The organism is Spirochaeta isovalerica (assembly GCF_014207565.1).
Classification (GTDB): Bacteria; Spirochaetota; Spirochaetia; order DSM-2461; family DSM-2461; genus Spirochaeta_F; species Spirochaeta_F isovalerica.
Window position 1 is genome coordinate 245,059 of the sequence record NZ_JACHGJ010000003.1, and the last position, 14,735, is coordinate 259,793.

The following is a 14,735-nucleotide window of genomic DNA, read 5'->3' on the forward strand; positions in this document are numbered from 1 at the left end:
TGCCCTTGCGGGATACTACAATGGAAATAGTGATGATTGAGCTCAATATTATTATTCTGGAAGATGATATTGTACAGAATACCTGGTACAAAGCTTTTTACAATAACCTCAGTTTCCCTCCCTGCCGGGTAACCACGACAGAAAACTTGGCTCTGTTTAAAACCGAATTCCGTGAAAACTTCTATAATTTTGCCATTATCGACTACTATCTTCCCGATACGAACGGTCGGGAAGTCCTCGAATATATTAAAGCGAACAATCCGTCCTGCGAAGTCATCATCGTATCGTCGACAGAAGAGATTTCCACTGTAGTGGATCTTATGAAAACAGGAGCTTTTGATTTTCTCAAAAAACCACTGGATCCCAAACGCCTTCAGGCTCTGACCATGCAGGTATGGGAAAGCCAGACCATAGTCAAGGAGAGGAATATCAACCGTCCGGCACCGGATAGGAGAGGGTTCTCTCAGGAAATCATCTATAAAAGCCAGAAGATAGAGAAAATACTCGATACGGCTACCCGCTGTGCCGGTGTCGATTCCACAGTCCTTATAAGAGGGGAAAGCGGAACGGGTAAGGAGCTTATAGCTAATTCCATATATTCCATGAGCCGGCGTACAAAAGCTCCTTTTGTTGTGCTCAATATTGCCTCCCTGCCGGAGACCCTTGTGGAAAGCGAGCTGTTCGGCCATAAGAAGGGGGCTTTTACAGGAGCCTCAAACGACCGGATCGGACGTTTTGAAGAAGCTGACGGGGGAACCCTCTTCATCGATGAAATCGGAGATATCTCCATGGCTGTACAGGTGAAGCTCCTCAGGGCCATACAATTCAAAACATTTCAGAAACTGGGCGATAATGACACCTATAAATCGGATGTCCGGATTATAGCGGCCACCAGCCGGAATCTCGAGGAAATGATAAAAACCAGGGAATTCCGCGAGGATCTTTATTATCGGCTCAGCGTTATCACCATACGCATTCCCCCTCTGAGAGAGAGAAAAGAGGATATCAAACCGCTTGTGGAGTATTTTCTGGAAAATAAATGCCGTTTTTACGGAAAGAGCATTCCCCGTTTGACAGATAAGGTGACTCACGCACTCATCCGCCACGATTATCCCGGAAATGTCAGGGAGCTTGAGAATGTGGTTGAGCATGCCGTCGTCATGAACAGAGCCGAGATTCTGCTCTCCGAAGATCTTCCGGAGCAGTTGAGGATCTATGTCTCCGATGATCAGGAGGCTGTCGGCGATGATTCCGGAACGGAGGAAGATTCATCTGACGATTTTCTCTCTATCGATGACGACGACGATCTCGATCTGGAGAAGCATCTTATGAATATGGAGAAGAAAATCATCAGCAGGGCTCTTGAAAAATGTGAAGGGAATCAGAGCGCCGCCGCCCGGGTTCTGAAAATATCCGAGAGGAAGATGCGCTTCCGCATGGAGAAGCTCAATCTCGAAAATGTATACAGGACAGTAAGATGAATGAACTGACGAACACAGATATATTTCTCCCTCTCATATACACCTGTTTCACTATTCCCAGTCTGTATATCCTATTCCGATATTACCTTCTCAATCGCAAAAAGGAATTCCTCTCGCTTCTCCTTTTGGTGCTCGTCTTTAATTTTTTCCTGATCGCCGAAGGCGGCGCTCGAATTGCCATTCATTTTTACGGGAATCTTCTGGTCGCCACGCAACTCTCCCGGCTCCAGGAAGCATCGCTCATTTTTCTTTATATACTAGTTCCTTATGTCATCGGGACAAACTTCTCTCTTATGGACCGGTGGAAGAGAATAAACCGCTTCTTCCTTCTCATAGGTGTTGTAACAGCTGTCTATATGCTTTTTTTCATTTTCTTTAAGCCGGATATTTTTATCGATGTAAAGAAAATATTTTCCGACAGTTTCATACCGGGGAACAGACCGGGAAGGGGAGCCACGGGATATCTCTTCAAGCTCCGCGATATTTTTCTCATCGTTTATTTCAGTTACGGTGTCGCCGCTGTTCTTGTCAATAAGAAGGATCATCATCTCAATCAGATTCAATCCTCCATACTCATAGGGGTCGTTATCATATTCGCAATGAGCATCGGCGATCTGATTGCGGATATCAGCGGTGCAAGAGTCTCTCATTTTTCAAATATATTCCGTTTCGAACTGGGAGTCACAATTTTCTCACTATTTGTTTTCTCCCGCTCCATCATATATCTCCTGCGAAAAGGTCTGCTTCTCGAAGTAACGCAACAAAAGCTGGAGGAACATCAGAAGCTTCTCGAATTTCAGGCTATCCACCGCAAGGAAAGCGGTCTGCTCAATCGCCGGGCTTTCCACGAGGCCGTCCGGGGATATTTCAGCGGGGAAGAGACCGGTAAAGGTTTGAACGGGCTTCTCTATATCCGCATCGGGAATTACCGGCAGCTTTATGAATCATTCGGAAGCGACAGGACCCGGGACATCATGAGACAGGTTTGCTTCAGGCTGGAAAATGTCCAGACCGATTTAACAGTTCTCTATCATACCGAACCGGAGGAATTTGTCGTTTTTGTCAGAAATGCCGATTCAGAAGAATATATCCGGCGCTATGCCGGCGTTCTCCGTTCCATACTTCTCCAGCGGGTTCTCATCGGCGAAGATTCCTATTACGTCAGATCTCTCATCGGGGTGCTTCTGCTCCCCCGCGACGGAGCGTCTCTGGATGAAGTCCAGAGGAACTCATATAACACATTGAACAACGCATCCCGCTCCCCCGACAGAATCCTCTACTTTGACGAGCGCATCAGGAAGGAAAGCCTGAATCAATACTCCCTGATTACTCATATACAGACAGCTGTGCGCCACAATGAGTTTACCTTCCGTTATCTTCCTCTGCTCAATCAGATGGGCGGGAGAGAAGGGTTTGTCTTAAGGCTTCACTGGGATCAGCCTTATACTTTTCAGGAATTGACCGTTTATGCGGAAAAATCCGGCCTGATTCACGAATTGCATAAAATGTCCACGCAAATGCTCTACAACGATGTCAGGATTCTCAGAAGCCGCGGCGTGGAAGGCAGGATTTACGGTATGCTCAATACATCGCTGCTTCTGGCGGAAGGTTTCGCCGACAGAGTCATCAACACCCTCGAAACAGCGAATTTCACTGTAAATGATGTCGGTTTCGTCATTTTTGACAATTCCCATTTTCAAATGAAGAGTTTTATTGTTCAAAATATCACGATTCTGAAAGATTACGGTTTCGATTTAATTCTCGACGAGTCGCGAAGTTCGAATAACTCGCTCGATACGTTATTAACTGTTCCCATTGATAAGATAATATTGAAAAGGGAGATTCTCACAGGACTGGAAAGCGATGAGAGAAAGAAAATCTATATTCACAATATACTCAGGATGATGAATGATCTGGATTATACAACCATTGCCGACGGAGTCGAATCAAAGGAGATTCAGAGCTATCTCAAGAATGAAGGCATTTCCCTGTTCCTGGAAACTCCGTCCAACAAGCCGGTTTCCATTGAAGAGTTGATTCAGGGCTGATCGCTATTATCGTAAAATCCGTGAATGGCAAAAATATTCAATAGAATGACACCGCAGAACAGCAGGGAAATGACCGACAGAAAGGTTTCAGAGACATATTTCCAGAGCGATGTATTCATACTCATATAGAGGATGAAGATTACGGCGAACCAGACTTCGCTCCAGAGAACAAGAGCCCTCCGCTGTTTTCTCTTAATTTCTGGCGTAAAGATTTCCTGGCCGTTATTGTGTACCGAATTGTACTCCGAGAGGATATTCCTTATGGGACTGTAGAGCGATCCGATGAAGAATAGAGGTATGGCCAGCAGAAAATAGATATGGTAATAAAAGCGGTAATGGGGAGAATCCAGAAAAAAGAGAACCGTGCTAACGCCCAGATAGACCAGAAGGAAAATCTCAAGGCGCGTCAGCCTGTCGGTTTTGAAATAATAGATTGAAAAAGCCGAAAACAGGATGAATAAAGCTAAAAAGGAGCCGGCCGTATTGACCGAAAAAACCCAGCCCAGCCATATCTGCAGAAAAGCCAGCGAAACAAGTATGAAGCTGAACTCCCGGGGTAAGCCGAAAGGTCCTCTGATAATTTTACCGGGGAGTGAGTCCGGTTCTCTCAGGTTCTCTTTGCCGAAATGGAAAAACTTGCTCATCTCAAAGAAAAACATACGATCCCCCGAGATGTAATACTCTCCCTCTCCATATCCGTGATAGGGATCTTTCTCGCTGCGCATCAAAGCCAGAAAAGTTTCGATCGATCCCTGATATTCCATATCCTGTAAATGGCTCAAACCGTCGTTCAGATAGGCTTCTTCTTTATTGATGACCATATGGTACTGGGAATAGGGGAAAACCAGGTTGAGGATCCGCGGTTCGCCCCGGTAATCCTCCACAGCAAACTGCCGGCAGATATGGGAGAGAACCATCTGCTCCTGTTCGTATTTCTGCCCCGGACCGAAGATCAGCATGATCCCAGCTCCAGAAAGGAATAGACCCCTGTCAGGACGAAGAGGAGAAGATAGAGATTCCCCGCCAGAATCTGGTAAATATCTCTGCTCCAGGGAACCATGGATATGGCCACTCCGGCGCAGAAGAGCAGAATCCAGAGTATGGTTATATTGGACTGGTGGTTATTGATTATACAGTCAGTGTACTCTCTGTTGTTGATATTGATTGAATTGTAACGGCCCACGATTGTCCGTTCGAAGAAAAAGCTGCCTGTAAAAATAATGATCATGTAAATATTGTAGAGAAAGAAGATATTGCCGCTTACCCCTAAGTAGTTGTAATAAAGGGCGATAGTAAAAGCCGGATATATGAGAAATAGAAGTAGCTCTCGGAAATGCACTTTATCGGTAAAAAACAGATAGCCGAGCAATAAAGTGAAAAGAGAAGCTGGCAGAATAATAAAATTTCTTCCCAGGTGCATCAGCTGCATTACCTGAAGCAGAAAACCGGAGAACATCATCGTTGAAAAGACAGAGCGTCCGGAAAGTCCGAGGGGGCCCCGGAAGACCGGCGAAGTTTTATCGAATCTTTTCTCCTTCCGGTTCGTGTCCACCAGAGAGAAGCTGTTTCTGAGATGAAGGAAAAATGCAATATCCCCCTCCACATCTATCAGGCAATCGAGAATGCTTTTCAGAGGGTCGGTTTTTTTTCTGAGAATATCTATAAAGGTATCGATAGGACCCTTGTATGTTACAGTGGCGCGGGGATGTTTTCCCCAGTTTACCGAACACTGCCCTGCAGTAAAAGACAGGTAATAGCTCTCTCCGCTGCTGCTTTGTATATTGAGAATGGGATCGTATTCAGGATCGAAAGGAGATTGTCGATAGGTTTCAGATATCACTTCCAGTAAATCCTGGTATTTGCCTGTCTGATCGAATACCATAATTCAATATTAGTCCAAACGGCTCTCTTTTCAAGCAACTTTCTCCCATTTTCGTCGAATCGGCGGGGATATTCTCTCTCCTTCGACGAAAATGCCTGAATCTCTGTCGTTTTTACTCTTTTTGTCCTCTTGGCACGATTTTGGCAAGATCCTGTTACATGGGAGGATATACCATTTATGACAGGTTGCAATCTATCAGCAGATTTTTTTCATTTCAATTATTCCAATCATCTCGGCGGATTTTTAGAAAGGCTTGAATATCCCATGTCTTATGAGTTCCATATGGTGCTTAATGTACGGACGGAAAGAGGGGAGCGAATACAGAAGTTTCATCTGAACAGCCGGTTCCGCAATGATGAGTGCCGGTTTATCCCTCTTATCCAGCTCAGAGCGGGAGACGCGACATTCCGAAAACTTTTTTCCGGTATCGCGGAAATTTCAGACCTCTACAAAGATGGTGATATCACCGTGACGGGTGAGGCTTATTTAATGGGAGCCCTCTCTGATGCACTCAAGCAGTATTACAGAAACGGCGGGGGCGCATGATGCTGTACAGGGAGCTGGCCATTTTTCTGGATGAACTGAATTTTAAAATCAATGACGGGATCGAGCGCTTGATCAACATTGTTACGGAAAGTGAAAGTTTCACAGTGACAATATTTAATGGAAAAGGGTTCCTGAGCCATACTTTTTGCGATGACCCTCATCTTGCCATACGGATCAATGAAAAACATCTCCGCTGCATGATGGATTGCCGGTACGGAATACTTGATCTCTATATAAAGGGAAAAATGAAAGCCGGAGGCGATCTGCCTCTTCTTCTCTCTTTTGTTATGGCGGTAGGGCACTATCAGGAGACAGTCAGCCGTGACAGACTGCATTGCTGTGTTTAACAAGACGAAATTGACCTGTTATCGACAAATGTGACGACTTTTTGCTTAATTAAGTTAAAAATCCATAATGGCATGATTATTGCAAGATGAGTGGTGTATTCATATTCAGGAGAGAAAAGTGAAAAAAAACATCAGAAACAGTTTATTGTTTATTATATTTCCGGTTCTGATCGCCGCCGCGGGATGCAGCAATATGCTCACCACGGTTTATATGGATCCGGAGGATCTACGCAATGAAGAGCCTTCTCCGGCGTCGGCGCTTACGGCTACTGTTTATTCGCCGGTGGATTTCGGCGCCGATAGTTCTCTGTCGGAAATTTCCCTTGAGCTGATATGGAGCCGCGAAGTATCGGGCTTTGATGTTGCCGATATGGTTCCCGCCAATGCGGCTGTTTCCTCTTTTTCCGGAGAAGGGGACAAGTACGTTTTTACTTTGAAAGCTCTTTCCGAAGGCCTGGTCGGTTTCTCCATCTCCTCAGGCGCGCTTGACGGTGCGGATCTGAAGGAAGATATCGTCTATCAATATAACTTCAATCCCGCGGCTCTGACTCTGTCCATATCATCGGATGAAACAGTGATCACCAATCAGACATCAATTCCCGTCTATTTTGATTTCTCCCATGATGTCGAGGGCTTTGATTCCCCGGACATTTCGGTTCTCGGCGGTACGCTGAGCGGATTCTCGGGAAGCGGCAGCTCCTGGTCGGGCAATCTTACTTTCACTTCCGACGGCTTCGCGACTGTCTCGGTCAATACCGGTGCGGCCAACCATCCCGATTATGAGGATATCCTGAGCGGATCGGCCAGTTTTTCCATCGAATATGACGGAACAGATCCCGAAGGGGCTCTCTCCACTTCCATCGGCGAAGGTGATTCGACAGGCCATGGTTCACTGGCTTTTTCTCTTGATATAAGCGAAGAAACCGAAGCTATAGACAGTTCCGTCATTCTCGTGACAAACGGGACGATTTCCCATTTTTCCGGAAGCGGCGACTCCTATACTTTCGATGTTACACCTCTGGCAGCCGGAACAGTCAAGGTTGAGCTTCCCGCCGGCGTTCTCGTCGACAAGTCCGGGAATGAAAGCTCGCAAGCCGACTCGTTCTCCTATGTGTACGATTCCACTCTTATCGGTGTCAATATTACAGGTTCTGTCGGTTCGGTCAGCAACAGCCCGGCGGTTGCCGCATCAGTGGTTTTCAGCGAGCCGGTTACAGGTCTCGAAGCGGCGGATTTTACTGTGACAAACGGAACCGTAACGGGATTGACCGGTTCGGGCGACACTTATGAGGTCACTCTGACTGCCGGTTCCGACGGGGTTGTTTCTCTTGCTCTCCCATCCGGTGCTGCTGTAAACGGAATAGGAGCGCCCAATGCCGCGTCATCCTGGACTTATCAATATGACGGTACGGAACCTGCGGCCGTTTTTTTCGACCTTTCGAAAATCGGTACCGGAACCGGTATCGGATCCGGCGCTTATTCTGATGAATACATTTTCCTTGACTTGAACAGCGATTACAGCGGAGACGCCGGGAGCGGGCTCTCATATGAATACACGGTAGATTTGGGCTCAACCTGGAAAACCTTCAATCTCATAGGTGTTATGCTTACGGAGAACAGAACATACGCGGGCATTAATATTCGTGTGAGCGATGAAGCCGGCAACATGACCGAGGGCTCGGCATTGACAAACATCACGATTGATACGGTCGCCCCTGATGCTCCTGTCGTCATAATCGGCACCGATCCGGTCAATGCATCCAATTACAGTTCTTTCGCTTTTAACTTGAGCGGGGGTGAAGCGGGCATTAATTACTACTATTCCATTCGTTCCAGTGAGGGACCGGGGGAAATCACCGGATCGGGGGTATTTGACGGTTCGGGAGTATCTTCCGTTGTTGAAGATCTGTCCGCTCTGCCGGACGGGACAATCACTGTCCGGGCAACGGCGGAAGACCATGCCGGCAATATGAGTTCCGGCGGCACCGACGGAGCACCTATGGACACCGAAATTCCCGCGGCTCCCGTTGTCTCGATAACATCCGGCGATACCATCACAGGCGCCGATCCCACTATCGGCTTTGAAATTACAGGCGGAGAAGCGGGAAATGAATATGAGTATGTCATAACCTCTTCCGCCGGAGGATCGATCTTCAGGGAAGTCAAAACCTTCGATGTTTCAGGCGGCAAAAGCTTTTCCGGTATTGATTTATCGGCTTTCCGCGACGGCGTGCTCTCGGTTTCCGTTGTACAGACCGACGATGCTGGCAATGCCGGCCCTGCCGGTTCCGATTCGGTGGTACTGGATTTGAAAGCATTCAATGATCCCGATTTCGACTTTGCCATCAACAGCACCAATGTTACCGACGGATCCGTTACGCTAGTGGGCGAACCGGGCTCAAGCTATTCCTATACAATCTATTCCACCGGCGGAGGCGACGTTCTCTCCGGTACGGGAACATTTGACGGCACGGGCCAAAAAACTATCGACGGACTGGATTTCAGCGGTATGGCCGACGGATATCTGATTCTTATCGTGGATATCATTGACCTTTCAGGCAACAGCAGCATGGCTGTGAGCTTTACGGAAATCGATGCATCGGCTCCTCCCTTAACAACAGCAGCGGATTTTTCGGCGGAAACGGGATCGGTCAATTTCGATATGTCCTATCACGGCAGCCAGACCGTTCCAAGCGGTATTGTCAAATTCGATACTGATGTGCTCACGGGGTCTGACTACGATGATGAGATCCGGTTCTCCGATCTGGAGGATGGCGAATTTTTCACCGTTGCCGGCGGGGCCGGTTTCAATACCATCGACCTTTCGGAATACTCCTCTGCCGATGTGACAGTACAGGCGGGACAGACTGGAGAAGACGACGGAAACATCGTCATCACCCTTCCCTCAGGGGGAACGGCTACCATTCTCTACAGCGATTTTCAGAGACTGGAGTTCTGTTCCAATAACTTTACCGGAAGCCCCCATGCCATTGAACTGGATACAGCGGACGGTACTCTCTGGACATTCAGCGATACTCAGTTCGAGCTTCATACCACCGTTGGCAATTACAAAGCGGGAATCATCTACTTCGAAGGTTCTCTGGGGCTTAACTATCAGCTCGATACGGTTTTTGATCCCCAGACCGACATGAACAACAGAAACGGACTGATTATCTTCGATTATCAGGATACGGACAATTACAAGTATATCAGGGCTTATGCCAAGGCCGACCGGTGGACTATAGGAGAAGTGGTCGATGGAGCAGAGGCAACATTAGCCACGCTTAACGAATCCATCGATGACGTGGCAGCCAATCCGCTCCAGCTCCGCGTAACCGGTGCGGAAGGAAAAACCGCTGAACTGTGGTCGGGCGGCATAATGAAGGTGTCCTATACATTCGCCGATGTGCTCAACGACGGATATTTCGGACTGACCAATGATGTAGCCCATACCGTTTTCTCCATCGATATGACTCCCTCCAACTGGGCTCCCTATGCGCGGAAATTCGAAGAAAAATTCTCCCGGTCCACATCCATGACGGAAGTGACTGTGGATATCATCGGCGGCGCTGTGGACTACGAGGGAGATTATCTTGAGATCAGCGAGCTGGGAGATACTTCCAACGGAACCCTGACAGACAATGGTGACGGGACTGTGACATTTATTCCCAATGCCAGCTTCTACGGTGTGGAAACCATCAGCTATACCATCACCGACGGGACCAATGAAACGGTTTCGGAAATCAGAATAGACGTGCTCCCCTGATAGAGCCGGGGAAAACAGAAGGAGATCCAGTGAAAAGGAATCGTTTGCTTTACTATTACATGATGATAATCATTATCGGACTTATAGGGGATTTTATCCTCAACGGACCCTATTTCAGTCCGTTTCTCACTTTGCTTCTCTGCATTTATCTTATCAGAGAGAGCAGAAACAGCTGCCGGACCAGAATCTGCGATCATTCATCGCCTTATGAGCACTGGCACAACATTTCCGATTGGGAAGTCGTCCAGTCCTATCTGTCATCCCTGAGACTCAGTGATGACAGGAAGGCTCTTGCAGTTCTCATAAAGCCGGAAATTCCCGAATCCCACTACTCATCCTCGGGGAACCGCTACCCGGTCAATGCTGTCCGGGAGGAGATCGCCTTCCGGCTTAACAAACTGATCAGGAAAGTGGATTTCGTAGGGAAGAAGGGCGGAACGGAGTTTCTTATAATCCTGGAAGCCATCGAGGGACAGAATGCAGCGGGGATACTTGCCCGAAGACTGATCAAAGCGCTTGCCGAAGATTTCACATATAAGAATTCAGTATACCCGGTCAACCTGAATCTCGGTGTTACATCTGTGGAGAAGGGGCACAACGCAATCGATGTTATGGCCAGGTGCCGGCTCGCTCTTTCCGATGCTGTCGAGCTGGGTGCCAACACATTTGTCATTTCGGGCATGGGCGACAGTGATGACCAGAACAGAGGGTCCCGTCTGGAAATGGCTCTAAAAGAAGCTCTCGGCAATGATGAAATGGAAGTTTTTCTTCAGCCCAAGTGCCTGGCCGGAACGGGAGAACTTGTCAGCATGGAAGCTCTGGTCCGCTGGAACCACCCTGAATTGGGGCATATTCCTCCCCAGGAGTTTATCCCCATTGCAGAAAACAGCGGAATGATCGGCTCGATCAGCCGTTTCGTCTATTTTCGCGCTTTTGAAATGCTTATGGAGTTTTCCCGGCTTGGCTACTCTCATCTCCGTCTTGCTCTCAATGTATCGCCTCTGGAAATTCACGACGGTACACTTGTCAAAAATCTGACTAACGGTCTGCTCTTTACGGGAATCGATCCCCGGAAAGTGGAACTGGAAATCACCGAAGGCTCACTTCTGATCAACAGCCAGACCGCCAGAAGCATTCTCGATGAAGTGAAGAGTCTTGGGTTCCAGATCTCAATTGACGACTTCGGCACCGGGTATTCCACTTTCGGATATTTAAAAAACTTCCAGTTCGATACCTTGAAAATCGATAAGAGCTTTATAGATCAGATCCAGATGGATAACAATTCAAGAGCTATCGTCCAGGCCATTATCGCTATGTCCCGGACTCTTAATCTTCAGACGGTGGCGGAAGGTGTCGAGACTCAGGAACAGTATGATATTCTGAAAGAACTGGGCTGTGATCAACTTCAGGGGTATTTCTTCGGCAGGCCGATGAATTTCGATGATTTTGTTAATTATCTTGGTGATACATCGGTGAAAAAAAGCGACAGGATGAATCTTCCCTTAAGGTGATGTCAGATTAGTCTTCTCCCTGCTGTTTCGACTCACAGGAACAGGAAGAGGAAGACGTTTCCCCCTTTGAAGTCCTCCCTGAAAATCTGCGCCGGACTTCGCTGAGGATTGGAATGATCCGCATATAGAGCCGTTTGAGAGGTTCAGACTGTCCCCCCGGGGATAAATGAAGAGGAACTGACTGTCAGCTGAATGGAAAAGCCCTTATCTTCAATGCGCGCCAGCAGAGCGCTGCAGCACCGGTCTCCCAGTTCCTTCAGATTCATATCTATGACCGATAAAGGAGGATCTGTTAAGTCCGATACGGGGTATCTGTCAAAGCTTATGATCGATATGTCCCGCGGAACGGCTATCCCCTTCGAAGATAAACCGGAAAGCAGCCCCGATGCGCTGATAGATCCACAGCAGATAACCGCATCATGATTCATGATTTCCTTTTCCGCGGCAAGGGCGAAATCCCTTCCGCCCTCCATGCCGTTTTCAACTGTTTTTACAGTAAGCCCCACCTTTTCAAGACCGTGGCCGTTCAGAAAGTCCCTCACTCCGGCCAACCTCTTGCCGCTGATCAGTTTATCCTTTTTCTCCCTCAGGCAGAGAAAGTTTCTTCTCCCCCGGGAGTAGAGCTCTTCGGTAGCCTGATGACCGGCCACTGTATTGTTAAGATCCACCCAGCTTGCGTCACGGCCGTCTCCCGGATCGCCGATCAGAACAAAGGGGAAGTTCATCCTGATCAGACTGTCTGTCAGGTCTTTTTCAGCCAGACCGGCAAAGATGAGAAACCCGTCGATCCTGCGGCTGAAGATATATTTTTCCAGCTGCTCCATGAGAGGCTTGTCTTTCCGGACATTCACTATGGAGAGTAAGTAGTCCTCTTCTCCGGCTCTGTATTCCACGCCGTTGAGGATTTCGTAGACATAGGGGTTGGAAGACCAGTCCCAACCCTCGCCGAGACCTTTGACGACACAGATATTCCCGGTCCTCTGTCTGACCAGATTTCTGGCTGTACTGCTGGGATGATAATCAAGCTCCGTCATAACGGCCCGGACCTTTTCCTTTGTAGAAGAAGATATGCGGCTGCTTCCGTTGATGACTTTGGAGACTGTCGAAATGGATACACCTGATTCCCGGGCCACATCCTTAATGGTTATGCTCATCTTATCCTCTTTTTATGGGAAAACGATTTCACAATTTATTATTGTATAATATAAATATTTTGACATAAAGCAAAAAATAGCTTTAGTATTGTTAAAAATGATGAGAAAACGTTTTCGCAAAAAGGCAGGATACTAATTTTGACTCTTATAAGCCGAAGCCTTTCCCAGATGGCTTTGACCGTTCTCCTCTTTCTGCTGGTCACGGGTGCTGTGGAAATCCTGATTTATGTGTTTGCCAGGAAGGTCCTCGGGAGAAAGAGCGCTGCGGTTCCCATGTTTCTCGCACCGGCTTTACTGGGGCTGGTTTTGCTCATCCTCTATCCCCTCATCTATTCGGTTATTCTGAGTTTCAGCAATATGAATCTCCATCATTTCCGGAACCCCGATTTCAGTCTGGCTCTCGGGTGGAGAAATCTCTCCAGACTGTTTACCGAACCTGTTCTTAGGGAGGTGAGGATCTATGCGCTTTTTTTCAGAACCGCGCTATGGAGTTTCATACAGATCTGCCTGCAGACTGTTCTGGCCTATCTTCTGGCGCTTTCGCTGGAAAAGCCGATCCGTTTCAAATGGTTTTTCCGGGGGATTCTCATTCTCCCCTGGGCCATTCCCGGCGTACTCGCCATAAATGTCTGGGTTCTGGATTTCAATTACACCTTCGGGGCAGTGAATCTTCTGCTTAAAGCCTTGCGGGGAGAGCAGGCCATGATTCACTGGATGTCCAGCCCCTTCTGGAATTACACCGCCATGACCATAGTGAATCAATGGCTCGGCTTTCCCTTTCTCATGGTTATTATTTCCAGCGCCATGAAAAGCGTTCCTCCGGAGATGTACGAGGCTTCAGAGCTGGAAGGAGCCGGCGCCGTCACCAGAGTTTTCCGAATTCAGATCCCTCTGCTGGCACCCCTTATCGCTCCTGCTGTTCTTCTCATATTTACAGGGAATTTTATGGGTTTCGAGATTCCCTATTTTCTCAATCAGCACAATCTGGAGACTTCGGACTTTCTGGCCACGGCTCTGTTCCGCATGGCCTTCGTCTACAATCAATACGGCTATTCCGCTGCCTTCAGCTGGGTCCTGACAGCCCTGCTGTCTCTTATTTCCATCGTTTTCATAAAAAAAACGAAAGGTTTTAAAGGGGTGACGGAATGAAAAGAAGCCGCCCTGCAAATAAAATAGGTCTGACGGTCGTCTATCTCTTTCTGATTGCCGTCTCCCTCTGGGTGCTCTTTCCCATGTGGCGGGTTCTCTCTGTGGCCCTTCGTCCCGGCGACCGCCTGCTATCTACGACGCTGGAGCTTTTTCCCTCCGATGCGACACTGCAGAATTTCAAGGCGGTTATTCAGGATCACGATCTTCTCCTCTGGCTCTGGAACTCTCTCATCATCTCCCTGACGACGGCTTTTCTTGGCGTTTCCATTGCCGCCCTGTCATCATACGCTCTGTCCCGATGGACTTTCCGGGGAAGGAATGCCATGCTCATCGCCATTTTCTGCACGCAGCTTCTCCCGCAGACCGCCATGATGATCGCGTCCTATCTGATGATTCTCAAATTGAATCTGGTTAACACCTACATGGGAATTATCATCGCCTATTCCATTAAGGCGGTTCCCTTTTCCATATGGATTCTCAAAGGGTACTACAATACCATTCCCCGGGAGATCGAAGAGGCCGCCTCTATCGACGGAGCGGGACAGGTCCGTATCCTTTACCGTATTTTTCTGCCTCTCGCCGCACCGGCGCTTTCAATAGTTTTTCTCCTCAATTTCATGTCGGGATGGAACGAATATCTCTTCGCCCGCATCATTCTGCAGAAGAGCGAGCTGGCGACCTGGCCCCTGGGGCTGACGAGGCTTTCCGGGCAGTTCCTCACTTCCTGGGGGGATTTTTCAGCCGCTTCCCTGATTATCGCCGTTCCGGTTGTCGTCCTGTTTCTCTTCTCCTCCCGCTATCTCCTTTCGGGATTAACGCTGGGAGCTGTTGAAGGCTAGGGCCGTCCATAC

At 48.1% G+C, this 14,735-nt stretch carries 11 protein-coding genes; 8 read left to right on the top strand and 3 right to left on the bottom strand.

Going from position 1 to position 14,735, the window contains the following annotated elements; all coding sequences use genetic code 11:
• Window positions 1–20 precede the first annotated feature (20 nt).
• On the top strand, window positions 21–1,481 hold the full coding sequence (locus tag HNR50_RS10710; protein WP_184746759.1) for a sigma-54-dependent transcriptional regulator: 1,461 nt from the start codon (window positions 21–23) through the stop codon (window positions 1,479–1,481).
• On the top strand, window positions 1,478–3,529 hold the full coding sequence (locus HNR50_RS10715; protein ID WP_184746760.1) for an EAL domain-containing protein: 2,052 nt from the start codon (window positions 1,478–1,480) through the stop codon (window positions 3,527–3,529). The genes HNR50_RS10710 and HNR50_RS10715 overlap by 4 nt, the downstream gene beginning before the upstream one ends.
• Here the strand turns inward: HNR50_RS10715 and HNR50_RS10720 are convergent.
• Window positions 3,520–4,488 (bottom strand): hypothetical protein, encoded by a 969-nt coding sequence (locus HNR50_RS10720; RefSeq protein ID WP_184746761.1) that lies wholly within the window; start codon window positions 4,486–4,488, stop codon window positions 3,520–3,522. The genes HNR50_RS10715 and HNR50_RS10720 overlap by 10 nt on opposite strands.
• Complete coding sequence (locus HNR50_RS10725; RefSeq protein WP_184746762.1) at window positions 4,482–5,411, bottom strand: SCP2 sterol-binding domain-containing protein; 930 nt, start codon at window positions 5,409–5,411, stop codon at window positions 4,482–4,484. Before HNR50_RS10725 ends, HNR50_RS10720 begins: the two co-directional genes overlap by 7 nt.
• Before the next feature lie 177 nt (window positions 5,412–5,588).
• Here HNR50_RS10725 and HNR50_RS10730 point away from each other — a divergent pair, with 177 nt between their 5' ends.
• The 4 genes from HNR50_RS10730 (at window position 5,589) to HNR50_RS10745 (ending at window position 11,581) form a co-directional block, all read left to right on the top strand.
• On the top strand, window positions 5,589–5,957 hold the full coding sequence (locus tag HNR50_RS10730) for a hypothetical protein (RefSeq protein WP_184746763.1): 369 nt from the start codon (window positions 5,589–5,591) through the stop codon (window positions 5,955–5,957).
• Entirely contained in the window at window positions 5,954–6,304 is a 351-nt protein-coding gene (locus HNR50_RS10735; protein ID WP_184746764.1) for a hypothetical protein, read from the top strand. The genes HNR50_RS10730 and HNR50_RS10735 overlap by 4 nt, the downstream gene beginning before the upstream one ends.
• A 118-nt stretch (window positions 6,305–6,422) precedes the next feature.
• Window positions 6,423–10,070, top strand: coding sequence for an Ig-like domain-containing protein (locus HNR50_RS10740; protein ID WP_184746765.1), 3,648 nt, complete (start codon window positions 6,423–6,425; stop codon window positions 10,068–10,070).
• A gap of 29 nt (window positions 10,071–10,099) precedes the next feature.
• Window positions 10,100–11,581, top strand: coding sequence for an EAL domain-containing protein (locus tag HNR50_RS10745; RefSeq protein WP_184746766.1), 1,482 nt, complete (start codon window positions 10,100–10,102; stop codon window positions 11,579–11,581).
• Between the two features lie 143 nt (window positions 11,582–11,724).
• Here the strand turns inward: HNR50_RS10745 and HNR50_RS10750 are convergent, their stop codons facing one another.
• Entirely contained in the window at window positions 11,725–12,735 is a 1,011-nt protein-coding gene (locus tag HNR50_RS10750; protein ID WP_184746767.1) for a LacI family DNA-binding transcriptional regulator, read from the bottom strand.
• Window positions 12,736–12,873: 138 nt separating this feature from the next.
• On the opposite strand from HNR50_RS10750, the gene HNR50_RS10755 reads away from it, so the two are divergent.
• Together HNR50_RS10755 and HNR50_RS10760 are read left to right on the top strand one after the other, a co-directional pair.
• Window positions 12,874–13,884: a carbohydrate ABC transporter permease gene (locus HNR50_RS10755; protein WP_184746768.1), complete on the top strand. Its 1,011-nt coding sequence runs from the start codon at window positions 12,874–12,876 to the stop codon at window positions 13,882–13,884.
• Window positions 13,881–14,723 (top strand): sugar ABC transporter permease, encoded by an 843-nt coding sequence (locus HNR50_RS10760; RefSeq protein ID WP_184746769.1) that lies wholly within the window; start codon window positions 13,881–13,883, stop codon window positions 14,721–14,723. Before HNR50_RS10755 ends, HNR50_RS10760 begins: the two co-directional genes overlap by 4 nt.
• Window positions 14,724–14,735 lie beyond the last annotated feature (12 nt).

Bases quoted from the DNA above. Each gene is read 5' to 3' on its own strand.
- HNR50_RS10725 (WP_184746762.1), bottom strand. From the start codon at position 5,411: ATGGTATTCGATCAGACAGGCAAATACCAGGATTTACTGGAAGTGATA.
- HNR50_RS10735 (WP_184746764.1), top strand. From the start codon at position 5,954: ATGATGCTGTACAGGGAGCTGGCCATTTTTCTGGATGAACTGAATTTT.
- HNR50_RS10730 (WP_184746763.1), top strand. From the start codon at position 5,589: ATGACAGGTTGCAATCTATCAGCAGATTTTTTTCATTTCAATTATTCC.
- HNR50_RS10710 (WP_184746759.1), top strand. From the start codon at position 21: ATGGAAATAGTGATGATTGAGCTCAATATTATTATTCTGGAAGATGAT.
- HNR50_RS10720 (WP_184746761.1), bottom strand. From the start codon at position 4,488: ATGCTGATCTTCGGTCCGGGGCAGAAATACGAACAGGAGCAGATGGTT.
- HNR50_RS10715 (WP_184746760.1), top strand. From the start codon at position 1,478: ATGAATGAACTGACGAACACAGATATATTTCTCCCTCTCATATACACC.
- HNR50_RS10750 (WP_184746767.1), bottom strand. From the start codon at position 12,735: ATGAGCATAACCATTAAGGATGTGGCCCGGGAATCAGGTGTATCCATT.
- HNR50_RS10760 (WP_184746769.1), top strand. From the start codon at position 13,881: ATGAAAAGAAGCCGCCCTGCAAATAAAATAGGTCTGACGGTCGTCTAT.